General features: G+C 69.7%; 21 protein-coding genes and 1 tRNA gene. 6 read left to right on the top strand and 16 right to left on the bottom strand.

The window, feature by feature from the left end:
- Positions 1-67 precede the first annotated feature (67 nt).
- Positions 68-913, top strand: coding sequence for an IS5 family transposase (locus tag ACYVKA_RS11905; RefSeq protein ID WP_460705665.1), 846 nt, complete (start codon positions 68-70; stop codon positions 911-913).
- A 109-nt stretch (positions 914-1022) separates the two neighbouring features.
- Here the strand turns inward: ACYVKA_RS11905 and ACYVKA_RS11900 are convergent.
- A tRNA-Thr gene (locus ACYVKA_RS11900) sits at positions 1023-1098 on the bottom strand.
- 69 nt (positions 1099-1167) lie between these two features.
- Positions 1168-2361: an amino acid aminotransferase gene (locus ACYVKA_RS11895; RefSeq protein ID WP_460705663.1), complete on the bottom strand. Its 1194-nt coding sequence runs from the start codon at positions 2359-2361 to the stop codon at positions 1168-1170.
- 40 nt (positions 2362-2401) lie between these two features.
- Between ACYVKA_RS11895 and ACYVKA_RS11890 the strand changes: the two genes are divergently transcribed.
- Together ACYVKA_RS11890 and ACYVKA_RS11885 are read left to right on the top strand one after the other, a co-directional pair.
- The gene (locus tag ACYVKA_RS11890; RefSeq protein WP_460705661.1) at positions 2402-3328 is read left to right on the top strand and encodes a PfkB family carbohydrate kinase; all 927 of its coding nucleotides are present in this window, start codon (positions 2402-2404) and stop codon (positions 3326-3328) included.
- A 115-nt stretch (positions 3329-3443) separates the two neighbouring features.
- Positions 3444-4916 carry an NAD-dependent succinate-semialdehyde dehydrogenase gene (locus ACYVKA_RS11885; protein ID WP_460705659.1) on the top strand — a complete coding sequence of 491 codons (1473 nt, stop codon included), beginning with the start codon at positions 3444-3446 and terminating at the stop codon, positions 4914-4916.
- Between the two features lie 139 nt (positions 4917-5055).
- Here ACYVKA_RS11885 and ACYVKA_RS11880 read toward each other — a convergent pair whose 3' ends face one another.
- The 7 genes from ACYVKA_RS11880 to ACYVKA_RS11850 form a co-directional block, all read right to left on the bottom strand.
- Entirely contained in the window at positions 5056-6690 is a 1635-nt protein-coding gene (locus tag ACYVKA_RS11880; protein ID WP_460705657.1) for an alpha/beta hydrolase, read from the bottom strand.
- Positions 6687-7553, bottom strand: a complete 867-nt coding sequence (locus ACYVKA_RS11875; protein ID WP_460705655.1) for a PSP1 domain-containing protein — start codon at positions 7551-7553, stop codon at positions 6687-6689. The genes ACYVKA_RS11880 and ACYVKA_RS11875 overlap by 4 nt, the downstream gene beginning before the upstream one ends.
- A gap of 154 nt (positions 7554-7707) precedes the next feature.
- The gene (locus ACYVKA_RS11870) at positions 7708-7908 is read right to left on the bottom strand and encodes a hypothetical protein (RefSeq protein ID WP_460705653.1); all 201 of its coding nucleotides are present in this window, start codon (positions 7906-7908) and stop codon (positions 7708-7710) included.
- Positions 7909-7926: 18 nt separating this feature from the next.
- Positions 7927-8103 (bottom strand): hypothetical protein, encoded by a 177-nt coding sequence (locus ACYVKA_RS11865; protein WP_460705651.1) that lies wholly within the window; start codon positions 8101-8103, stop codon positions 7927-7929.
- On the bottom strand, positions 8091-9377 hold the full coding sequence (locus ACYVKA_RS11860; RefSeq protein ID WP_460705649.1) for a Na/Pi cotransporter family protein: 1287 nt from the start codon (positions 9375-9377) through the stop codon (positions 8091-8093). Before ACYVKA_RS11860 ends, ACYVKA_RS11865 begins: the two co-directional genes overlap by 13 nt.
- A 61-nt stretch (positions 9378-9438) precedes the next feature.
- Positions 9439-9630 carry a hypothetical protein gene (locus ACYVKA_RS11855; protein ID WP_460705647.1) on the bottom strand — a complete coding sequence of 64 codons (192 nt, stop codon included), beginning with the start codon at positions 9628-9630 and terminating at the stop codon, positions 9439-9441.
- A gap of 10 nt (positions 9631-9640) precedes the next feature.
- Entirely contained in the window at positions 9641-10309 is a 669-nt protein-coding gene (locus ACYVKA_RS11850; protein ID WP_460705794.1) for a substrate-binding domain-containing protein, read from the bottom strand.
- 83 nt (positions 10310-10392) lie between these two features.
- On the opposite strand from ACYVKA_RS11850, the gene ACYVKA_RS11845 reads away from it, so the two are divergent.
- Positions 10393-10641: a hypothetical protein gene (locus tag ACYVKA_RS11845; RefSeq protein WP_460705645.1), complete on the top strand. Its 249-nt coding sequence runs from the start codon at positions 10393-10395 to the stop codon at positions 10639-10641.
- A 131-nt stretch (positions 10642-10772) separates the two neighbouring features.
- Positions 10773-11720, top strand: coding sequence for an SDR family oxidoreductase (locus ACYVKA_RS11840; protein ID WP_460705643.1), 948 nt, complete (start codon positions 10773-10775; stop codon positions 11718-11720).
- Positions 11721-11818: 98 nt separating this feature from the next.
- Here ACYVKA_RS11840 and ACYVKA_RS11835 read toward each other — a convergent pair whose 3' ends face one another.
- Entirely contained in the window at positions 11819-12514 is a 696-nt protein-coding gene (locus tag ACYVKA_RS11835; protein WP_460705641.1) for a DoxX family protein, read from the bottom strand.
- Positions 12515-13560: 1046 nt separating this feature from the next.
- Between ACYVKA_RS11835 and ACYVKA_RS11830 the strand changes: the two genes are divergently transcribed.
- Positions 13561-14148 (top strand): Ltp family lipoprotein, encoded by a 588-nt coding sequence (locus tag ACYVKA_RS11830; protein ID WP_460705639.1) that lies wholly within the window; start codon positions 13561-13563, stop codon positions 14146-14148.
- A gap of 105 nt (positions 14149-14253) precedes the next feature.
- On the opposite strand, the gene ACYVKA_RS11825 is transcribed toward ACYVKA_RS11830, so the two are convergent.
- From ACYVKA_RS11825 to ACYVKA_RS11800, 6 genes are all read right to left on the bottom strand, one after another.
- Entirely contained in the window at positions 14254-15048 is a 795-nt protein-coding gene (locus ACYVKA_RS11825; RefSeq protein ID WP_460705637.1) for a hypothetical protein, read from the bottom strand.
- Positions 15049-15146: 98 nt separating this feature from the next.
- The gene (locus ACYVKA_RS11820) at positions 15147-16355 is read right to left on the bottom strand and encodes a DNA polymerase III subunit delta' (protein ID WP_460705792.1); all 1209 of its coding nucleotides are present in this window, start codon (positions 16353-16355) and stop codon (positions 15147-15149) included.
- 2 nt (positions 16356-16357) lie between these two features.
- Entirely contained in the window at positions 16358-17056 is a 699-nt protein-coding gene (tmk, locus tag ACYVKA_RS11815; protein ID WP_394277281.1) for a dTMP kinase, read from the bottom strand.
- Complete coding sequence (locus ACYVKA_RS11810; RefSeq protein WP_460705635.1) at positions 17053-18489, bottom strand: hypothetical protein; 1437 nt, start codon at positions 18487-18489, stop codon at positions 17053-17055. The genes tmk and ACYVKA_RS11810 overlap by 4 nt, the downstream gene beginning before the upstream one ends.
- Positions 18490-18495: 6 nt before the next feature.
- Positions 18496-21360 (bottom strand): type I DNA topoisomerase, encoded by a 2865-nt coding sequence (gene topA, locus ACYVKA_RS11805; RefSeq protein ID WP_460705633.1) that lies wholly within the window; start codon positions 21358-21360, stop codon positions 18496-18498.
- Positions 21361-21507: 147 nt separating this feature from the next.
- On the bottom strand, positions 21508-22989 hold the full coding sequence (locus ACYVKA_RS11800; RefSeq protein ID WP_460705631.1) for a DUF7059 domain-containing protein: 1482 nt from the start codon (positions 22987-22989) through the stop codon (positions 21508-21510).
- Positions 22990-23133: the final 144 nt, after the last annotated feature.

Genomic DNA, 23133 nt, shown 5'->3' with positions numbered 1-23133 from the left:
GGGCAGGCACGAGGCCACCGGGGAAGATGAAGGTGTCTAGTCTCGCCACTTCCCCTGCGAGGTACTCGTGCCTGCCGTCCCATCATTCATCCTCGAACCGGTGTGGAGCCAGTTCGCCGCACTGATTCCCGAGCGTGTCGACACCCATCCGTGGGGCTGCCATCGGCCCCGGATTCCTGATCGGATCGTGTTCGACAAGCTCGTCCAAGTCCTCGTGCTCGGCTGCTCCTATGCCACGATCGCCGACTCGACCTGCTCGGCCACCACCCTGCGGGCCCGACGTGACGAGTGGATCGCCGCCGGCATCTTCACCCGACTGGAGGACCTGTGCCTGGAGGCCTATGACCGCCTCATCGGCCTCGACCTGGACAACATCACCGTCGACGGCTGTCTGGTCAAAGCCCCGTGCGGCGGCGAAGCGGCCGGAAAATCCCCGGTCGACAGGGGAAAACAGGGCACCAAACGCTCGTTGATGGTCGACGCGCAAGGGATCCCGATCGGGTGCGTGGTCGCCCCGGCGAACCGCAACGACTCCATCTGGCTCCAACCAACCTTGGAACGCTTGGCGCGTTTCGATCACGGCCTGGGCTGCGGCATGCCCGAGCGCATCACTGTCCACCTGGATGCCGGCTACGACTCCAGGGCCACCCGCCAACGGCTCGCCACCCTGGGCTGCGACTGGGAGATTTCCGCGAAGGGCACCCCCTTGCAGGCCGGGGCCAGGTGGGTGGTGGAGCGCACCAACGCCTGGCACAACCGAGGCTTCGGGAAACTCCGCTGCTGCACCGAACGCCGCATCCGCGTCATCGACGCATTCATCGCGCTCGCGAACGCGATCATCATCACCCGGCGCCTCGTGAGACAGGCCTGGACCACCCACCGATGGGACGCACGACCCACAAGGCGGCCCTGACCTATCCGCGCGAACTCTTAGGCTGCCAACTAGGCTCCCAAACGTCAGAATCGGCGGGCGTTCCCGCTCACTGGACAAATGAAAAAGCCCCTCCGACGAGGGGCTCCGATGGAGCCGCCCAGGGGAGTCGAACCCCTGACCTACGCATTACGAGTGCGTTGCTCTACCAACTGAGCTAGGGCGGCATGCCCGCGTGAGCGGACTGCACAACTATAGCCATGCGGGGGCGCCTGCCGCCAAACGGCGCGTCCGGCTCAGCCCACCACCGCAGCGATCGCCGTCACCACCGTGTCCAGGTTGTCCTGGTTGAGCCCGGCGACGCAGATGCGGCCGTCGTCGGTGCCGTAGACGCCGTGGTCGGTGCGCAGCCGGTGCATCTGCTCCACCGAGAGGCCGCAGTAGCTGAACATGCCGGCCTGCTGGGCGACGAAGCCGAAGTCGACCCCGCGCTCGGCCAGCCCGGCCACCAGCTGCTGGCGCATCCCGCGGATCCGCTCGCGCATGGCGTCGAGCTCGGCGGTCCAGCCGGCGCGCAGCTCGGCATCACCCAGCACCATCTTCACGATCGCCGCGCCGTGCACCGGCGGGCAGGAGTAGTTGGTGCGCACCACCCGCGCCAGCTGCGAGAGCACCGTCGCGGATTCCTGCTCGTCGCGGCAGACCACGTGCAGCGCGCCGACCCGCTCCCCATAGAGCCCCAGGTTCTTGCTGAAGGAGTTGCCGACGAAGAAGCGCTGTCCGCTGGCGACGAAGGCCTCCACCGCCACCCGGTCGGCCTCCAGCCCGTGCGAGAAGCCCTGGTAGGCCATGTCGAGGAAGGCCACCGCCCCCGACCGCTCCACCGCCTCGGCCACCCGCACCCACTGGTCGCCGGTCAGGTCATGGCCGGTGGGGTTGTGGCAGCAGGCGTGCAGCACCACGACGGTGCCGGGCTGCAGCGCCGCCAGGTCCTCGAGCATCCCGTCGACGTCCACCCGGTGCTCGGCGGCGCCGTGGTAACGGTAGCTGGTCACCTCATAGCCCGCCCCACCGAAGATCGCGGAGTGGTTCGCCCACGACGGATCGCTCAGCGCCACGGTCGAGGCCCCCAGCAGGCCGTGCAGGAAGTCTGCGCCCTCCTTCAGGGCACCAGAACCGCCCAGCGTCTGCACCGAAGCAACCCGCTTCTCCAGCAGCGGCAGCGATCCAGCACCAAAGACCAGCTCCTGCACCAGCGGCAGCAGCTCCGGGTCACCGGCCATCGGCAGGTAGCCGCGCGGCGCCGGCTGCTCGGCCAGCCGCTGCTCGGCCGTCGCCACCGCCCGCGGCAACGGCAGGCGGCCCAGCTCGTCGAGGTAGACACCGACGCCCAGGTTCACCTTGCTCGGCCGGGTGTCGGCGCGGAACAGGTCGTTGAGCCCGAAGATCGGGTCGCCGGGGTAGAACTCGAGGTCGTCGAAGCTGGCCATGGGCTCACAGTAGTCTGGCGCGAACGACGAAGGAGTGACGATGGCACGCGTGATCCACACCGGCCAGGCCCTGGTGGACGAGGTTGTCGAGATCCCGGCACTGCCGTGGCGGGGTGACAACTCCATGGCCACCAGCCATGCCCGCTATGCCGGTGGGGCGACGAACATCCTGGTGGCCTCGGCCCGCACCGGCGCCGAGTCGGTCCACGCCGGCGCCCACGGCACCGGCCCCAATGGCGACCTGATCCGCCAGGTGATGGCGCAGGAGAAGATCGCCCTCTCGGCCCCGCCCATCACCGACAGCGACACCGGTATCTGCTTCGTCATGGTCGAACCCTCGGCCGAGCGCACCTTCGTCACCACCCTGGGCGCGGAACGCCAGATCAGCGTCGAGTCCCTGGCCACCAGCGCCCCGCAGCCGGGCGACCTGGTCAACGTCACCGGCTACTCGCTGGCCGTCGCCAGCACCCGACGCCCCTTGCTGGACTGGCTCGAGACCCTGCCCGAGGGCGTCCACGTCGTGCTCGACCCGGGTGCCGCCTTCAGCGCCCTGCCCGTCCCGGTGCGCACCCGAATGCTGGCACTCACCACCGTGTGGACGAGCAATGCCGACGAGGCCCACCAGATGACCATGCACCGCGACATGGCCGAGGCCTCCGAGGCCTGCTCCCACTTCCTGCCCGAAGGGGCGGTCTCCCTCGTGCGCGACGGATCCGAGGGCTGCGCGGTGCACCTGGACGGCACCACCCACCGCGTGCCCGGCTTCCCGCAGAAGCCCGTCGACACCAATGGTGCGGGCGACTGCCACACCGGCGTGCTGTGCGCCGAGTACGCGCTCAGCGGCGACTGGGTGGAGTCCTCCCGCCGAGCCAATGCCGCAGCGGCGCTCAAGGTGACCCGTCGCGGACCGGCCACCGCCCCCACCCGGGCCGAGGTGGACGACTTCCTGGCCGGCTGGGGCAAGTAACCCCGGCCGGCGCGGCCGCCCGCCGGTGCAGCTGGTGGCTGATGACCCCCGAAGTGTCCGTGCCGGTGCCTACCATCGAAGTGAGCACACATTTGACGCACAGAGAGGCATCCCCATGTCGCAGACCCTCTCCCACGAGCTGCCGCACGACCTTCCCACCGCACTGTTCATCAACGGTGAGTGGCGCGACGGCGGCGAGGGCACCCTCGAGGTGCACAATCCCGCCAACGGCCAGCTGCTGGCCACCATCGCCGACGCATCGGTCGCCGACGCCACCAGCGCCCTCGACGCCGCCGCCACTGCCCAGAAGGGCTGGGCCCGCACCCCCACCCGGGAGCGGGCCGAGCTGCTGCGCCGCGCCTTCGAGCTGGTGATCGAGCGCACCGACGACTTCGCCCGCCTGATGACCCTGGAGATGGGCAAGCCCTATGCCGAGGCCAAGGGCGAGGTGGTCTACGGGGCCGAGTTCCTGCGCTGGTTCAGCGAGGAGGCGCCCCGCATCGCCGGCCGCTACCGCCCGTCGCCGGAGGGCACGCAGCGCCAGCTGGTGACCAAGCGCCCGGTAGGCCCGTGCCTGTTCATCACGCCGTGGAACTTCCCACTGGCGATGGCCACCCGCAAGATCGCCCCGGCGCTGGCCGCGGGCTGCACCGTCGTGCTGCGCCCGGCCGTCCTCACCCCGCTGACCAGCCTGCTCTTCGCCAAGGTGCTGGCCGATGCCGGGCTACCCAAGGGTGTGGTGAATGTCATCACCTCCACCTCGCACGAGACCACCGACGCGCTGATCGCCGATCCGCGGCTGCGCAAGCTCTCCTTCACCGGCTCCACCGGCGTCGGCAAGCAGCTGCTCAAGCAGGCCGCCGACGGGGTGCTGCGCACCTCGATGGAGCTGGGCGGCAATGCTCCGCTGCTGGTCTTCGCCGATGCCGACCTCGACGAGGCCGTCCAGGGCGCCTACCTGGCCAAGATGCGCAACATGGGCGAGGCCTGCACCGCCGCCAACCGGCTCATCGTGCACGCCGACGTCGCCGAGGACTTCGGCCGCAGGCTCGCCGAGAAGTTCAAGACGCTGAAGGTGGGTGATGGCCTCGACCAGGACACCACCGTCGGCCCGCTGGTCAGTGAACAGGCCCGCGATGGCGTCGCGGAGCTGGTGGATGCGGCACTCGCCCAGGGCGCGACGGCCCTGGTGGGTGGCAAGAAGGTCGACGGCGAGGGCTGGTTCTACGAGCCGACCGTGCTGACCGGTGTCGGCCACGACGCGAAGATCCTGCGCGAGGAGGTCTTCGGCCCCGTCGCCCCGATCACCACCTTCACCACCGAGCAGGAGGCGCTGGAGCTCGCCAATGACTGCGAGGTGGGCCTGGCCGGCTACGTCTTCACCCGCGACATGGACCGGGTGCTGCGCGTCGCCGAACAGCTCGAGGTGGGCATGGTGGCGGTCAACCAGGGCCTGCTGAGCAATGCCGCCGCCCCCTTCGGCGGCGTCAAGCAGTCGGGCCTGGGCCGCGAGGGCAGCCACGAGGGCATCGAGGAGTACCTGGAGACCATCCTCGTCGCCCTGCCCGACCCCTACCGGGAGGCCTGACCCCGCACCCCGGGACCTTGGACTCGACCCCGCACGTCGCACGCCGACCCCGCACCCGCCGCAGCACGGGCGGGGTCAGCTTTCGACGTGCCCAGTGCCGGTCTCGGGGCGGATCCCAGCCAGGCGAGCCGCCCCAGGCTCAGCAGACTTTCTTGTCCGGCGGCACGGTGCCGTCGTTGACGAAGTCGCGCACGGCGCTCTTGACGCAGGCATTGCCCAGGTCCCAGGCGGAGTGCCCGGCGCCCTTCCAGGTGAGCAGGACGCCGGGCTCCAGCTGTTCGGCCATGCTGACGGCCTGCTCATAGGGGGTGGCCGGGTCTCCGGTGGCGCCCAGCACCAGGATCGGCGCGGCGCCCTTGGCCCGCAGCTCCAGCTGCGGTGACGGCGTGGCCGACCACACCGGGCAGGTGAGGCTGACCCCGAAGTAGGGGGCGAGCACCGGCGCCTTCTTCTTGTCCTGCTCGAACTCCTTGACCGAGCCGTCGATGCCCGGGTCCTCGGCGTCGACGCAGCCCACCCCGGGGAAGCCGTAGGTCATCGAGTCATAGCTGCCGTCGCTCTGGCGGCCGTTCATGATGTCGGCGGTGGCGAGCAGCGGCTGGCCCTTGCCGTCGCGGGCCGAGACCAGCGCCTGGGTGAGCTGGGTGTAGCCGGTTGAGCCCATGTACAGGTAGGTGACGGCACCGGTGACGCCCAGCCCCTGGGTGAGCTCGCGGTCCTCGACCTCCAGCGGCTCCTGGTCCAGGGAGTCGAAGATGCCGGTGACCGAGGCGATCACCTCGTCGGCGGTGCTGCCCAGCTCGCACTTCTGCTCGGCACACCAAGTGGCGTAGTTGCGCAGCGCCAGGTCGAAGCCCATCGCCTGGATCACCGAGTCGTCGGTGGTGATGTTGACGGCGCTGTCGAGCACCATCCGCCCGGTCCGCTGCGGGTAGAGCTCGGCATACATGGCGCCGATGTAGGTGCCGTAGCTGATGCCCAGGTAGTCGAGCGTGTCGTCGCCCACCAGGTATCGCAGGTAGTCCAGGTCGCGGGCGGTGTCGATGGTGGAGATGTGGTCGAGCAGCGCCCCGGAGCCCTGCCTGCACTGGGCGGCGAAGTGCTTGTTCTGGGCGACGGCGGCCTGGAACTCCTGCGCGTCGTCGGGCGAGCTCTCCGAGGCCAGGTAGGCCTCGGTCTGCTCAGGCGTGCCACACACCACCGGCGTCGACTCCCCGGTGCCGCGCGGGTCCCAGCCGATCACGTCGTGCTGCGGGAAGGAGTTCCAGTCGAAGGTCTCCAGCATCTGCTGGCCCGAGGCGCCCGGCCCGCCGGGGTTGATGAACAGGGTGCCGGTGCGCTTCTGGTCGGCCACGCGCCGCTTGATCTTCAGCGTGATGGCCTGGCCGTCGGGACGGTCCCAGTCGAGCGGCACCAGGACGGTGCCGCACTCGAAGCCGTCGCAGGCACTCCAGCGGATCGTCTGGTCCAGGTAGCGCTGACGGCCCTGGCCGGGCGGCGGGGCGGCGAAGCCGGGCGGGGTGGCATCCGAAGCGACGCTGGTGCGGTCGGGCGAGGTGTACTGCTCCTGGCGACGATGGGCCGAGAGCTGGAAGCCGGCGACGTCCTTGGAGGTGGTCGTCACGGTGGCGCTGCCCGAGGGCACCGCCACCGCCGACGACGGGGAGGCCGGCGCGCTGGCGCCGGGCCCGGGCGTGGGGATGGACGGCTCCTGCTGGCACCCGGCCAGCAGCAGGGGCACGGCCAGCGCCGCGACGATCCGTCGCATCCTCATGCCTGCTGGCCCTCCTCGCGACGCTGCACGGCCTTGTGGCGTTCCTTGCGGCGCTTCGAGGTGGGGCACACCTCGGTCAGCGGGCAGCGCGCCACCTCGCCGTCGCGGTTGCGCACGGCGACGCTCTGGCTGGGGACGTTGTGGCCCACCACCACGCCCTCGCCGATCGGGCTGGAGACCCGGTTCCCCACCGCCGGGGCCTTCTGGGCGAAGTCGACGTAGAGGGGGTGCTCGTACTTGAGGCAGCACATCAGCTTGCCGCACTGGCCCTGGATGGCCAGCGGATTGGTCGAGAGGCCCTGGTCGCGGGCCACGCGCAGGCCGACCGGCTCGAAGTCGGTCAGGAAGGTGGAGCAGCACAGGTCGCGTCCGCAGTTGCCGATGCCGCCGGTCAGGCGGGCCGCGTCACGCCCACCCACCTGGCGCAGGTCGACGCGCGCCTTCAGGGCCCGGGCCAGGTCTCCCACCAGCGCGCGGAAGTCGACGCGTTCCGGGGCGGTGAAGTAGATCGCCACCTGCAGCCCCGGCGTCGGCCCGCGGTCGATCCAGTCGACGGCCACCACCTTCATCGGCAGCCCGTGCTCGGCGACCATCGCCCTGGCCACCTCGAAGGTCTCGGCGCGGTGGCGGCGGTTCTCCTCGTCGCGGCGCAGGTCCTTCTCGGTGGCCCGTCCGGCCACCACCGGCAGGTCGGTGAGGTTCTCGCTGTCCACCCATTCGGGCGCCCACACCACCTGTGCCACCTCTGGGCCGTTCTCGGTGGGGTGCAGCACCATGTCGCCCACCTGCCACTGCTGCTCCCCCGGATCGAGGTAGTGCAACTGCCCGTGGGTCTCGAAGGTGACCGCCATCACTCGCGCCATGGCGCAAGCGTAGACGCCGCCCACGACAGCCCGGCCCAACCACGAACAAGGCCCAACCACGAACAAGGCCCAACAATGAACAGGGCCCAACAATGAGAAGCGCCCGCCATCGTGCGTGACGATGGCGGGCCGCCGTTCGGGCTGGCCGAAGGGCTCAGGCGCTGGCCACCGGCTCCACGACGCCGATCGTGCCGCGGTCCACCGAGGCACGCTCGACCTCGATCCGCTCCACCAGCTGCTGGGCGCGCTCCACCGAGCCGAGCAGCGCCACCAGGGCGCCACGCTCACCGGCCGGCAGCGACGGGGAGCTGACGATCCGCTCACGCAGCTCCAGCACGTCCTTCTCCTCGCGCATCTCCTGCGGAACCGCGGCCTAGGCATCGTCCACCGCGACGATCCGCGACAGGCGGGCGTCGAGCACGTCCAGGCTTTCCTCCAGGAAGACCTGGCTGGCCGGGCTGAAGACCTCGCGGTCGGCGCGGCGGGCCACCTGGTGCAGCTGCTCGTTGAGGGCCGAGGTGAAGTCGACCTCCTCGATCAGGCTGGCCACCAGGTCGTTCTGGCCGCGGTCCAGGTCGTCGCGGAAGAGGTGGCGCAGTAGGCGCGGATCTCGCGGGAGAGCGAGTCGACGGCCTCGGCATGCTCCTCCAGCTCCACCGGCGCGCCGGGGCGGCCACGGGCGATGTCGAGGAAGGCCGTTCCGGCCTGCAGCTGGCGACGGGTCTCGGCCAGCACGCCGGCGACGGCGCGCGGGTGGTCGTCGACCGCCTTCGGGTCGAGGAAGCGCGGCACCGCATACTCCTCCGGCACGTTCTCGTCGGCCCCCACCTTGCTGAGCACCCGCTCGAAGGTGCCGATGAAGGGGAACATGATGAGCACGTTGAAGATGTTGAAGATGATCGAGAAGACACCCACGGCCACCGGCACCATCGGGAAGGTCTGCTGCCCGTCGACCACCGTCGGGGCGGCGGGGTCGATGCCGAACAGGCCCAGGCCCCAGCCGAGCACGCGGATGGCGGGGAAGAAGAGCGCCAGCACCACCAAGACGCCGATGAAGTTGAAGGCGATGTGGGCGTAGGCGGTGCGCTTGGCATTCTTGCTCAGGTTCAGCGAGGCGATCCACGAGGTGACGGTGGTGCCCAGGTCGGCGCCGATGGCGAAGGCGATGGCCGTCTGCCAGGGCAGCACGCCGGAGGCACCCAGGCCCATCACGATGCCGATGGTGGCCGAAGAGGAGTGGATCATCGCGGTGATCAGGGCGGCGATCAGGGCACAGGAGACGACGCCGACGATGTTGGAGGAGTCCAGTCGCTGCAGGACCGCCATCACCTCGGGCATGTTGCGCAGCGGCTTGAGGCCCCCGGTCATCAGGTTGAGGCCGTAGAAGATCAGCGAAAAGCCCATCGAGGCCAGCGCGATGTTGCGCGTCTTGTCCTGCCGCGCGAAGCAGTAGACGCACGCAAAGATGCCGCTGAAGAGCAGGCCGATCGGGCCCAGTGGCAGCGCGATCAGGCCGTTGCCGAGCGTGGTTCCCACATTGGCGCCCATGATTACGCTGATCGCCGAGCGCAGGTTGAGCACGCCGGCATTGACCAGGCCGACGGTCATCACCGTCATCGCGGTGGAGGACTGGATCACGCCGGTGATCACGGTGCCGGCCATCACGCCCTTGACGGGGGTGCCGGCGATCTTGGCGAGCCAGGCCCGCATCTTGTTGACGCTGAGCGCCTGGATGCCGGTGTCCATGAACTCCAGGCCGAGCAGGAAGATCCCCAGGCCGCCCACGACGGGCACCAGGATCTCCTTGAAGATGTCAGCTTCCATTGCAGTCGTGTCCGTTCCGGTCGGGGATGGGTCGGTCCAGCGTGTGGGGGCGCCTGCTGGATCAGCGGGCGTAGGTGAAGGTCCTGGCGATGTGCTCGTGCACCTGGGCCGCGCCGGCGGCGGGCAGCGGCAGGAAGCCCATCTGGCGGGCCTCGGCGTCGTAGTCGTCAACGAGCCAGCGCAGGTAGCCCAGGGCACGCCGGGCGTCGGCCTCCTGCTGGGGTTCGCGCTTGAGCACCGCCATGACGGGCACGGTGATCGGGTTAGGCGCCCTTGGCGTCGGCGCGGGGCGCCAGGCCGGTGAACTGGCCCTCGGCATCCCAGGACATGCCCTGCACGGCGGCGGCCATGCCGGCCCGGTCGGGGGCGACGAATCCTCCGGCGCCATTGCGCAGCTGGGCCATCGACAGCCCCGCCTCGCGAGCCTGGCCCGGGTCGACGTAGCCGATGGCGCCGGGCACCTCGCGCACGGCCTTGACGACCCCCTCGGACTTCTCGACGGCGCGGCCGACGCTGGCGGGCCACTCCAGCTGCGGGCCGGTACCCACCTCGGACTTCCAGGTGGCATCACCTGCGGACAGCCAGGCGCTGAAGGCGCGGGTGGAACCGGAGCCGTCGCCCCGGTGGACCGGCACGATCTGCTGGTCGGGCAGGGCCAGGCCGGAATTGAGCTTGGCCACCGCCGGGTCATTCCAGCGCGTCACCTCGCCGCGAAAGATGCGCGCCACCAACGGCGCGTCCAGGCGCAGCTGCTTGCCCTCGACCTCGACGCAGTGCACCAGGGCCAGCGAGCCGATGGCCACCGGGAACTGGCCCAGGCCGTGCTCGTCGAGCGTCTTGGCGCTCACCGGGTAGTCGCTGATCGCGAAGTCCACCTCGGGGTCGGCCAGGCGCATGACGCCGCCCAGGGAGCCGACCGGCTCGTAGCCGATGCCCGAGCCGTCGAGCTACCCAGTCGCCACCGGTCTGGTCCGGACGCTGAGGATTGTCGGCCGAGAAGGCTGAGCGGTAGGCATTGGCGGAGCCGGTCACCAGCGGCGCCGCGAGCGTCGAGCCCGCCCCGAGCACCTGCGACTCGCGGCCGCGGTTCCAGGCCAGTGCCAACACCAGCACCGAGACCAGCGCCCCGACGACCATCGGCACCACCAGCTGGCGGCGCCGGGCCTCACGCGTGCGCAGCACGGGCACCCCGTTGTCCGGCGAACCGAGCATCTTCATCCCCCTCCAAGACGATGTCCCAGCCATCGAACGCTTCCCCGGATGACCACTCGGATAGCCCGGAGTGTCCTGCAGGTAAACGATTCACGGCGACATGGCCGCACCTCGTCTTCCGCGCTGGGTGAATCCGGGCCTTCTCTGCTCGTCACGGCACCCCGTCCGCGCCAGACTGGATGAATGAGCAGCCCCAAGAAGACCCAGACCGCGAAGAAGAGCGCGAAGGCCCAGGCGGCGCAGGCGACCCCTCCAGCCGTGCCCAGCCCCGAGCGTCGCCCCAAGCTCACCCGCATCCCCGAACAGACCCAGCAGTGGCCCGGCGCCACCGCGGAGATGAGCCCGCAACCCGACCACGGTGAGCGCAGCTGGACCCCGCGCGGGCGCCTGGACGCCAAGCGCGCCCTGGTGACCGGCGGCGACTCGGGCATCGGCCGGGCCGTGGCCACCACGATGGCCCACGAGGGCGCCGTCGTGACGATCGTCGCCCTGCCCGACGAGGCCGAGGACGCCAAGGCCACCAAGAAGACCATCAAGGAGTTGGGTGGCACCTGCCACGTCATCAAGGCAGACCTGCGCACCGCGAAGGCCAACCAGAAGGTGGTGGCCAGGGCCGTCGAGAAGATGGGCGGCATCGACGTCCTGGTGGCCAATGCCGCCTACCAGATGACCCACCCCGAGCTGCAGGACTTCCCCGACGGGCAGATCGAGCAGACCTTCGAGACCAATGTCTTCTCCCCCTTCTGGCTGGTCAAGGCCGCCGAGGAGGAGCTCAGCGACGGCGGCTCGGTGATCGTCACCACCTCGGTGCAGGCCTACTCCCCCTCCGAACCGCTGCTCGACTACGCCGCCAGCAAGGCCGCGCTGAACAACCTGGTGGTGAACCTGGCCAGCCAGCTCGGCCCCAAGGGCATCCGCGTCAATGCCGTGGCGCCCGGACCGATCTGGACGCCGCTGATTCCCGCCACCATGGCGCCCGAGAAGATCAAGGGCTTCGGCTCCGACACCCCCCTGGGCCGGGCCGGGCACCCCGTCGAGGTGGCCGCCGCTTATGTCTTCCTGGCCAGCGACGAGGCCAGCTATGTCTCCGGCACCGTGCTCGGGGTCACCGGCGGCAAGCCGGTCTTCTGACCCGCCGCCCCATCACGTGACGAGGCCCTCACCCCGGTCGGGGTGAGGGCCTGGTCGTGCTGCCGTGGGGCAGTCGCAGACTGTGCAGGCGGGCTGCCTCAACGGGCGGCCTTGGCGCGGCGACGGGCGGCGCGGAAGGACCCGTCGATGCTCCAGCGGCCGGCCCCGAGCAGCATCAGGGCCAGGCCGGCGGCGGCCAGCAGCAGCTCGAACTCGCCGGTGAAGCCGGGCTGTCCGGAGACGAAGGGGTTGTGCTTGCCCCACTTGACCAGCGCCAGGGCGCCGATCGCGACGGCGGCCACGCCCAGGCCGGCCAGGCGGGTCAGCAGGCCGAAGATGAGCGCGACGCCGGCCAGCACCTCGGCCACCCCGACGCCCCAGGCCATCCAGTGCGGGCTGGGCAGGTTGAGCGAGGTCATGAAGGCCTCGGTGCCGGCGATGTTGGTGAGCTTCTGCACGCCGTGGATGGCCATGATGGCGCCGGTCACCAGGCGCAGCAGGAAGAGCCCCAGCGAGGCGGGGAAACGGTCGGTGGTGGGCTTGGGGACCACGGGGGCGACGGGATCGGGGCCGTCGGCCACCGCCACCTTGCCCAGGCTGCGGTCACGCGCGGCGCGCTCGCGGGCGCGCTGGGCGGCGCGGTCGTCGGCCTCGGCCTGTTCGGCCGCGATCTGGGCCTGGCGCAGTTCCTCGCTCTGGAAGACCTGCGTGGCCTCGGTGGCGCCGCCGAGGGTGCGGTGCACCTGGGTGGGTTCGTCGGATCGGTGGTAGTTGTCGTACCTGTTGTCGGTCACGATGCGTCCTTTGGTCGGGGAAGTGCGCCGCACTGGTCGCCGGGGGCTGCTGTTCCCATGGGTGCAGGGATGCCCGACCATGATCCCATCCGCAGCCCTGCCTGTGCACTCCCCCACACCAGCCGGCCGGGCACCGAGGAGAGCAAGGACGGGTATCCGTCGTGACTTGACCCCGGTCCTGCGCCGCACCCAACGGACTCCACGGGCGCCGGGGCTCGAACCTGTCGGGGAACTGAAGGGACCCAAAAGGGTGTGTCCCCTGATGGCGTGACACGCCTGGCGCGACATTTCGACGCCACAGTGGGTCAAATGTCCCCCCCAGCACGTGACAATCGCGCCCCCGAAGTTGAAGAACTGCTGAATCGGGCGACGTTCTGGCTGGTCGAGCGCCACTTCGATCACTTGTGATCACTTTCCACTTCGAGGCATGGTTGTCACGTCGCAGGGCGCTGATCGGGGGATCCGGGCCCAGCGGAGGGAAGTTTCGGGGGAAGCGACCCACCCAGTTCGGGGAACTGGATGCACTACCGGCGCAGGCTTCGGGGGGAAGCCACCCGCCAGCCGATTCGGGGAATCCGCCAAGGGCCGAACACGGCAGAGGTTCGGGGGAACCAGACGCCATGGATTGAATTCGGGGGAATCATCGATCCGCAGGACCTGAAGGGCCCGGACAGCATGTGTCCGGCCCCTTGTTCCGTTCCCCGGTCGGTGACAGCGACAACATCCCGGTCAATACATCCAGGCCACCCCTACGCGGTCTCGGGAGCATCAGAAACCAACACTTTGCAGTGATGAGATTCCTGACACCCCAAGAACGCCCCCAGGGTTCAGGCGATGCTCAGCTGGGACACGAGGCTTCCTTCTTCGTAAGTCATCAGATTTCTGTAGTCTTCAGCTGCGGCGATAAATCCCACCTCTCGTCCGTCCCGGAACTCGTCCGGTGACCAGGGGCCCCCGACGCTGGCCAGCGTCGGGGGCCGTCACAAGCCTGTGCACCGCGCAGAGAGCTGGACCTCCCCCTGGTCATATCGAAAGGACACCTTCCAATGGCCAAGCGCGACAACACCGTGCAGTTCGGCGACGCCCCCGGCGGCGCGACACCCATCCACCCCCAGCCCAAGAAGAAGGGCGGCTGTCTCAAGATCCTCCTCGCTCTCGTCCTCCTGGCAGTCCTCATCGCCGCCTGCCAGAACATGGGCAAGAGCGACGAAGCCACTCCCGCCGCCACGACGACGGCAGCGGCGCCCACTACCCAGGCTGAGGCCAAGGAGACCACCCAGGCCGCCGAAACCCAGCAGGCCGACGAAGAGCAGGGATCGGGACTGTCCGCCAAGCAGGAGCTGGCCAAGGCAGCCGCCGAGCAGTACCTGGCCACCATGCCCTTCTCGAAGGCAGGGCTGATCGAGCAGCTCTCCTCCGATGCTGGTAGCCAGTTCGACAAGGCTGATGCTGTTGCCGCTGTCGAGACATTGGAAGTCGATTGGAAGGAGCAGGCGGCCAAGGCCGGCAAGAACTACCTGGAAACCATGCCCATGTCCTGCGACGCGCTCATTGAACAGCTGTCGTCCGAGGCAGGCGACAAGTACACCAAGGAACAGGCCACCTACGGCGCCAACCAGACCAAGGCCTGCTGATCCAACGCCCCTGCTGTGGGCCCTATCGCCAAGATTGGCGATAGGGCCCAATTGTCTGAAGGGACGAAGAGCGTGTTCATGTCCAAGACATGGGCCCGTGATCTTCTACTCCCTGTCCAAGTAGTCGGTGTGCTCCTCAGCCAAATCGAACGCGAGCTGGCCGACGCTGGAGACCATGAACAGATCGGCGATGAAGTTGCCAGGTAGATCCTGTGTCCCTGGCACCAGATTGGGCCAGCCGTACCCGTGAGCCACACCACTATTCGTGTTGAACATCCACGACATGTGCTCTGCAATGGCATTGTCCGGCTGAGCTCCGTGGCCTGCGAGCCGGGCAGCCACGACACCCGCCATCTGCGACAACATGTCCCCTTCTCGCATGGACTGGCCAGGGATCTTCCACTGCGCGAAGCGGGCGCGCTGGTCCTTCAAAAGCTCTGGAGGCGGCACCAGACCGTCCAAAGAAGTGAACTTCTCCGCTTCCCTGTAGCAACGGGCCAGGCGTGCGTGTTCCTGCCGAACGACGGCCTCAAGATTGGACTTCCTCTCGGCGGGGGCGTCGGGCCCCAGTGCGAAGACCACCCGGGACCCACCCAGCAGCGCAACTCGGAGCAGCGAACTCATCACCACTGGCGTGGTCGTAATCTTGTTCCTGCAGAAGGAACCCAGCTGCTCCAGCGTTCCACTGGCCGCCAACAGTGAATGGTGGATGCTCAGCCGAGGATCAACAGCAGGCCCCGGGAGCCCTTGCAGCAGCTGGGCCAGCTTCGTTCCCTGACGACAGATGCGGGGCGGCTCCTCCCCAAAGATCCTCGCACGCCGATCAGCGACGTCATCGATGATCGACATCGTGCGTTCGAGAATGCGCACGTCGTCTTCGGTCTCCAAACCAATGTCCATGCAGAGAATCCTGCCCAAGCAGCTCCATGCAGAGAACCCTGCCCCAGCAGCAAAGCATGGTCGTTCCCGTGGTAGACCGCCCTCTCCTATCGGTACAGCTAGCGGTTCTCGGCCAGTGACAGCAGCAGCGACTCCATCGCCAGCAGGGGCGCCACATTGGTCTCCAGGGCCTCGCGGCAGGCGATGATCGCGTCGATGTGGCGCAGCGTCACCTCCGGCGGGCAGGCGCGGGCCGAACGCTCCAGCTGCGGACGCATCTCGCCATTGATCAGGTGCGGGCCCGAAGACGACGGCATCTGGCCGTGCAGCGCCTGGGCCGGCAGCGGCGCGGCGATGGCACCCGTCTGCAGGGCCAGCACGTCGCGGTACCAGGTGGTCAGCTCGGTGAGCACCCGGTCGAGGGCATCGCGCTGGATCCGCTTGGCGCGGGCCTTCTGCTGCTCCTCGAGCTCCTTCAGCGCCGCCGCGGCCTGCCGGGGACGCGCCCCCTTGGTGCCGAAGCCCAGCGCCTCCTCCAGCTTCTGCCGCTCGGCGGCATCGGTGGCCTCGGTCGCCTTGCTGGCCTCCTCGGCGGCAGCCTTGACCAGGTTGTCGGCGGCCGTCAGACAGGCACCGACGCTGACCAGCTGGCCCGGGATCTTCAGCACGGCATGGCGACGGTTGCGGGCGTCCTCGTTGCGGGCCAACACCCGGGCCCGACCGATGTGGCCCTGCGCGGCCCGGGCGGCATGGCTGGCGACCTCGGCGTCGATGCCGTCGCGCCACTGCAGCAGGTGTGCGACGGCATCGTCGCGCGGGGTGGACAAGGCCAGCGCCCGGCAGCGCGAGCGGATGGTGACGATCACGTCGTCGGCGGTGGGGGCGCACAGGATCCACACCGTCTTGGGGGCCGGTTCCTCGATGGCCTTGAGCAGTGCATCGGCGCCCTGGTCGGTGACCCGGTCGGCGTCCTCCATCACGATCACCTGGTGACGGCCCATCGTCGGGCTCATCGCGGCCCGACGCACCAGGTCGCGCACCTGCTTGACACCGATGCTCAACTCCTCGGTGCGCACCAGCGTCACGTCCGGATGCGCCCCCGACAGGCTGGTGCGGCACTCATTGCACTGGCCGCAGCCGCCGCGCGGGCACTGCAGCGCCGCCGCGAAGGCGCGGGCCGCATTCGAACGTCCCGATCCGGGTGGGCCGGTGACCAGCCAGGCATGGGTCATGGCATAGGCCTCGCCGCTGACCGCCCGCTGCAGGGTGGCGACGGCACGCTCCTGCCCGACCAGTTCGCCCCAGACCCCGCCGGGCAGCTGTGTGATGCTCATGGGTCGAGTCTGCCAGCCGCCCCCGACAGTCCCGGTGCCTCCGGGCCGTCCTGCCCGGCGGCCGCGGCGCGCTGGTCGAGCAGCTGCTGCACCCGCTGCTGGATCCGGGCGGCGACGGACTCGATCGAGTCGCGCGCCGGCAGCACCAGGTAGTGCTCCGGATCGCGCTCGGCCAGCCGCAGGAAGCCCTGGCGCACCCGCCGGTGGAAGTCATCGCCGGCACCCTCGATTCGGTCCTTGTCGGCGATCCGGCTCACCGCCTGCGACGGGTCGACGTCGAGCAGCACGGTCAGGTCGGGGCGCAGGCTCTGCGTCGCCCACAGCGCGATCGTCTCGACATCGTCGGGCGGCAGGTTGCGGCCGGCAGCCTGGTAGGCGATCGTCGAGTCGACGTAGCGGTCACAGACGACCACCTCGCCGCGGGCCAGCGCCGGGCGCACCACCTCGACGACGTGCTGGGCCTTGTCGGCGATGTAGAGCAGGCACTCTGCGCGGGCGGTGATGTCGCCCGAATCGGGGCTGAGCACCAGGCGTCGCACCTGGGCTCCAAGCCAGGAGTCCCCCGGCTCGTGCGTGACGATGTAAGGGTGCCCGGCCCGCTGCAGCCAGCCGGCCAGCTGGCGAACCTGGGTGGACTTGCCGGCCGAGTCGCCACCCTCGAGGACGACGAAGAGCCCGTCCGACGGCCTGCTCACTGCTGCCCCCTGTCGTGCTCGTGCTCATGCTCGTGGTTCCGGTGGCCGCGGGTTTCGGGCTTCTTCCTGCGCAGCTTGCGCAGCCGCTTCTCCACCTCGGGCCAGGTCTCGATGAAGCGACCGCGCCAGCCCATCCGCTCCTGGCGGCCGCGCTCGAAGCGCCGCCCCTCCTGGAAGGCGGTGGCCGCGTCCCAGTCGAGCTCCAGGTGCGGCTCGTCCAAACCGGGCGGCATCTGGCAGTGCTCGAGCAGGCTGATGCTCTCGTCCAGTCGTTCCTCCAGCTTGCGGGCCCGCTTCTCGCCCAGCAGAGCGGCGGTGTGCGCCATCGTCACCACCCGCCGTGCCGCGGTGAGCGTGGCCGCCCACCGCTCGTCACCGGAGGACAGGGTGAGGCTGTGGGCCCGGTCGAAGAGCAGGGTGGCGCCCAGCATCACCTGGTCGTCGAGCACCTCGACCGCCCGGTGCTGCGACAGGTTGCCGAGCTTGGGCGCGCGCACGCCCAACACCAGCGAGTCGATGACGTTGAAGTAGTCCTCGGGCAGCTGGCCGATGGTGCGGCTGGCCAGAGTGGGCAGCACCAGCCCGATCTCGTGCTCCACCCGCTCGCGCCAGGCCGGTTCCAGGGCGAAGGACAGGCTGCGCAGTTCGCCGCGCAGCCCGGCCAGCTGCTCGCGCAGCAGGTCCATGTCGGTGCTCTCGCCGCTGCGCAGCGCCAGGTCCGCGCGCATCATGGTGTCCAGGCGCCGGGCGAAGAGCCAACTGACGAAGGCCTCCAGTGTGCTGTCCTCGCCCAGCTCGTAGGGCCCGCGGAAGTCGCTCAGGCCGGTGGCGGGCGGGCCGATGCGGGCCGGCAGGCTCGGGAAGGACTCCACCCTGGCACCGCCGATGGCCAGCATCGCGTCGCACAGGTGCTGGCGCTGGGCGCGGGTGGCACCCGGCTCCAGCTTCACCGTCACCTCCCGGTAGCGGGCGGTGGTGACGCCCCCGCGACGAATCGTGATCTGGTCGTCGCGCAACCGGGCGACGGTGGCGCCCTCGGCGTCCACCAGCAGCCAGCCGGTGCGCCGGCGCCCCAGGGCCGCGACGGGCCCCAGCGGGGCGCTGCGACGGAAGGGGTGCACCAGGCGCGCCATCTGCTCGGGCAGCTCGTCGACGGCCCCGTGCTGGTCGACCATCCCGGCCGGCAGCCAGGGCTGCCAACCCAGGGCGTCCAGGAACCACTCCCCCAGGCCCTCGCTGACCCGGTGGGCCAGGACGATCCCGGCGCGCAGCAGCCGGTGGTCGGCGCTGTCGAGCAGCGTCACATCGGTCGCGGCCGAGTGCCCGCCGCCGCGACGAACCACCTTGTCGAGCCCCAGTTCCGGGTTCACGACCACCGGATTGGTGGCGCCATAGGGCAGGGCGAAGCGCAGCACCCGCGTCTTGCCGGCCATGGCGGATCAGCTCGCGTCAGGGGTCGTGGCAGCGGCCTTCGCGGTGGTCTTCTTCGCGGTGGTCTTGGTGGTGGTCTTCTTCGCGGTCTTCTTCGCGGTGGTCTTGGTGGCGGTCTTCGTGGCGGCCGTCTTGGTGGCGGTGGCCTTCTTGGCCGTCGTCTTCTTCGCGGTCGTCTTCTTGGCCGTGGTCTTCTTGCGCGTGGCCTTCTTCGCCGGTCCCTTGGCGCGCTTCTCGGCCAGCAGCTCGGCGGCGCGCTCCAGCGTGATCTCCTCCACCGAGTCGTCGCGGCCCAGCGTCGCGTTGTACTCGCCGTCGGTGACATAGGGCCCGAAGCGGCCGTCCTTCACCAGCACCGGGGTGCCGCTGACCGGGTCATTGCCGAGCTCCTTCAGCGGCGGCTTCGCGGCCGCCCGGCCCCGCTGCTTGGGCTGGGCATAGATCGCCAGCGCCTCGTCCAGCGTGATGTCGAAGATCTGCTCCTCGCTGGTCAGCGAACGCGAGTCCGTGCCCTTCTTCAGGTAGGGGCCGTAGCGGCCGTTCTGGGCGGTGATCTCGACGCCCTCGGCGTCGGTGCCCACCACGCGCGGCAGGTTGATCAGGCGCAGCGCCTGCTCCAGGGTGACGTCCTCGACGGTCATCGTCTTGAACAGGCTGCCGGTGCGCGGCTTGACCGCATTCCTGCCCCTGGTGGGCACGTCCTCGCCCAGCACCTCGGTGACATAGGGACCGAAGCGGCCATTGCGGGCCACGATCATGGTGTGGGTCTCGGGGTCCATTCCCAGCTCCCGTTCCTCGCCCATCGGCTTGCTCAGCAGCTCGCGGGCCAGCTCGACGGTCAGTTCGTCGGGCGGCAGGTCGTCGGCCACCGAGGCGCGCTTCTCGTCCTCGCCCTCCACATAGGTGCCATAGCGGCCCACCCGCACGTAGATGCCGTCGTCGATGTCGCCGATCGGGAAGGTCGACAGCCCACGGGCGTCGATGTCGCCCAGGTGGTTGACCAGCTGGTACAGGCCCTCGTGGCCGTCGGGGGTGGGGGTCTCGACGTCGTCGGGACGCTCCTCGCTGCCGAAGTAGAACTGGTTGAGCACCTGCAGCCGCTTCATGTTGCCCTTGGCGACCTCGTCCAGGTCACCCTCCATGGAGGCAGTGAACTGGTAGTCGACCAGCTTCGGGAAGTGCTCCTCCAGCAGGCGGGTGACACTGAAGGCCAGCCAGGTGGGCACCAGCGCCGAGCCCTTCTTGAAGACGTAGTCGCGGCTGGTGATGGTGCGGATGATCGACGCATAGGTGGACGGGCGGCCGATCTCCAGCTCCTCGAGCTTGGCCACCAGGCTCGGCTCGGTGTAACGGGCCGGCGGACGGGTCTCGTGGCCGGCCGCATTGACCTTCGCCGCCTCCAGGGCCGCGCCCTCGGCGAGCTTCGGCAGGCGCGCCTGGGCGTCGTCGGACTTCTCCTCGACGTCGTCATTGCCCTCCACGTAGGCCTTGAGGAAGCCGTGGAAGGTGATCACGCGGCCGCTGGCGACGAAGCCAGCCCCCGAGACCTGCTGCAGGCCGCTGGTGCCGCCGTCGATGGTGATCGGCTGGCCGGGGGTGGCCTCGATCCGCACCGTGACCGTGTTGCCCCGGGCGTCGGCCATCTGCGAGGCGATGGTGCGCATCCAGATCAGCTCGTAGAGGCGGAACTGGTCGCCGCGCAGCCCCGTCTGGGCGGGGGTGCGGAAGGAGTCGCCGGCGGGACGGATCGCCTCGTGCGCCTCCTGCGCGTTCTTCACCTTGGAGGAGTAGATGCGCGGCTTGTCGGGCACGTGGTCGGCGCCGAAGAGCTGCTCGGCCTGGCTGCGTGCGGCAGTGATCGCCTGGCTCGACAGCTGCACCGAGTCGGTACGCATGTAGGTGATGTAGCCGCCCTCGTAGAGCTGCTGCGCCACGCTCATCGCCACCTGCGCGCTCATGCCGAGCTTGCGGCCGGCCTCCTGCTGCATCGTGGTGGTGCGGAAGGGCGCATAGGGTTTGCGGGTGTAGGGACGCGACTCGACCGAGACGACGCGGTAGCCGGCCTGCTCCAGGCCCTTCGACAGGGCCTTCGCGGCGGTCTCGTCCAGCGCCACCGCACCCTTGGCCGTCAACTGTGCAGAGGCGTCGAAGTCGCGGCCCGCGGCCACCTTGTGACCGTCGACGGTGGCCAGCCGGGCGCTGAACTGGCGCGGCTCGGCCTGTTCGCCGGCATCGAGGATGGCCTCCAGGTCCCAGTAGGAGGCGGCGCGGAAGGCGATGCGCTCGCGCTCGCGGTCCACCACCAGGCGGGTGGCCACCGACTGCACGCGGCCGGCCGACAGGCGCGGCTTCACCTTCTTCCACAGCACCGGGCTCACCTCGAAGCCGTAGAGGCGGTCGAGGATGCGGCGGGTCTCCTGGGCGTCGACCAGGTCGAGGTCCAGGTCGCGGGTGTTCTCGACGGCCTCGGTGATGGCCTGCTGGGTGATCTCGTGGAAGACCATCCGCTTGACCGGCACCTTCGGCTTCAGCTCCTGCAGCAGGTGCCAGGCGATGGCCTCGCCCTCGCGGTCACCATCGGTGGCCAGCAGCAGTTCGTCGACGCCCTTCAGGTCGTCCTTCAGCTTGCGGATCGTGGCCTTCTTGTCGGCCTGCACCACGTAGAGCGGCTCGAAGTCGCCGTCGACGTTCACGCCGGTGCGCGCCCACTTCTCACCCTTGTACTTGGCCGGCACCTCGGAGGCGCCACCGGGAAGGTCGCGGACGTGGCCGCGGGAGGACTCCACGATGTAGCCGTCGCCCAGATAGCTCCCGATCTTGGTCGCCTTGGTGGGCGACTCGACGATCACGAGACGGCGGGGGGCTGAAGACATGGGGACCATACCTCTGGGTCGGGAGTGTGCGGTGGTGCGGACACCTCGGTGATGAGGGCCTCGGTCTCGGCAGTCCTGCCGGGGCCATTGGGGCACATGCTATCCACACCCCCGCACAGCACGGTCCCGTCCCGTGCGAGTGTGCCCTCAGGCGGCCACCAGCAGGCCGTCGCGCAGGGCCTGGCGAAGCTTCGGCAACACCTCGGCCCGCACCGCCTGCGGATCGGCCTCCAGCAGCACCGCGATCGCCTCGATGATCTGCCCCAGCGAGAGATCCCCGTCGCAGGCACCCAGGACGCCGCCGAGCACCGTGTCCACCTCCATGGCGCGGCGAAGCCCCGCCGAACTGCGCAGCACGATGTGGCGCGGGTCCTCGGCGCCCGGCTCCCCGATCGTCTCCTGGTCGACGTGCTCGGCCAGCCGCCAGTGGCCCGCCAGCAGCTCGTTGTCACCCAGCAGGGCATGCGTGACACAGGACTGGTGCTCGGCCAGCGCCTGTCCGACGGGCTGGGCGATGGCGTGCGGCCAGCTCTCCACCTGCACGTCGGGCGTGGGGCGAAGCGCGCGGGTGAGTGTGATCCAGCCCATCCCGACCCCGACGATCCCCAGCCCCTTGAAGTAGTCGAGCCACTCGCGGTAGCGCTGCTCCCACTCGGGGCTGCCGGCCAGTCCGGCATCGGTCAGCCAGACCTCGATGTAGTCGTAGATGTCGAGCCGTTCGCGCTCCACCACCCACACGTCACAGTCGCTGCCGGCGGCCCAGCCCGCGACCCGCCCCTGCCACGGCTGGCCCTCGACGATCGCCCAGTTTCCCAGCACCTGCAGCGAACCGCCCGGATTGAGGTGGGCGGGTGCCCCCTTCACGACGGCCTCCACCAGCCCGTCGCCGGCGAAGGAGCCCTCGCGGTAGACCAGACGCTCGCCGTCGGTGCTGGGCGGGCTCATCACATAGGGCGGGTTGGTGACGATCAGGTCGAAGGTCTCGCCGGCCACCGGCTCGTAGAGGGAGCCGTCGCGGATGTCGACGCTGGCCCGGTTGAGGGCCGCCGTCAGCCGGGCCAGCTCGAGCGCGCGCGGGTTGACGTCGGTGGCCACCACCTGCTCGGCGTGCTGCAGCAGATGCAGGCTCTGCACGCCGCAGCCGGTACCCAGGTCGAGGGCGCTGCCCACCGGGGTGCGCATCGTCATCTGCGCCAGCGAGGTGGAGGCCGGTGAGACGCCCAGCACGTAGTCGGGACGGGTGCGGGTGACCATCTGGTCGAGGCCGGGCGACAGGTCGCTGACCACCCAGCCCGAGGCACCGTCGTCGGGCGAGCCATAGGGCCGGATGTCCACCTCGGCCAGTACCTGGTTGCCGTCGAGGCGCAGCAGGCCTGCCGCCACCAGGTCGTCGAGTGGGAGCGCCGCCGCGGCATCGGCACGGGCGACGGGTCGCTGCAGCGGCCACAGCCGCACCAGCGTGGCCTGCGGATCGGTGGCGTCACCGAGGATGTCGAGCGCGGGAATGGTGGAATTGCGCCCCAGACCTGCCTGCCCGGCCTCGCCGATGCGCTCCACCACCTCGTCGACGGTGTAGTGGGCAGCCACCAGCGCCTGGCGCAGGGACTCGATCTGGTCGGGGGTGAGCATGCGCCCATCGTCCCCGGGTGGGGTGGGCGACGGCAACTGCGCGCACCCCGACGCTCGTCACCGCACCCTGAAACGAGGAGCACGACCCGGACGTTGCAGCGTCCGGGAGACGCCCCGAGGTTCAGGGAGCGCCCGGACCTGCGA

The sequence above is a fragment of the Luteococcus sediminum genome, assembly GCF_054783495.1.
Note: the sequence above shows the minus strand (reverse complement) of the source record. Positions and strands in the feature narration are given on the sequence as shown.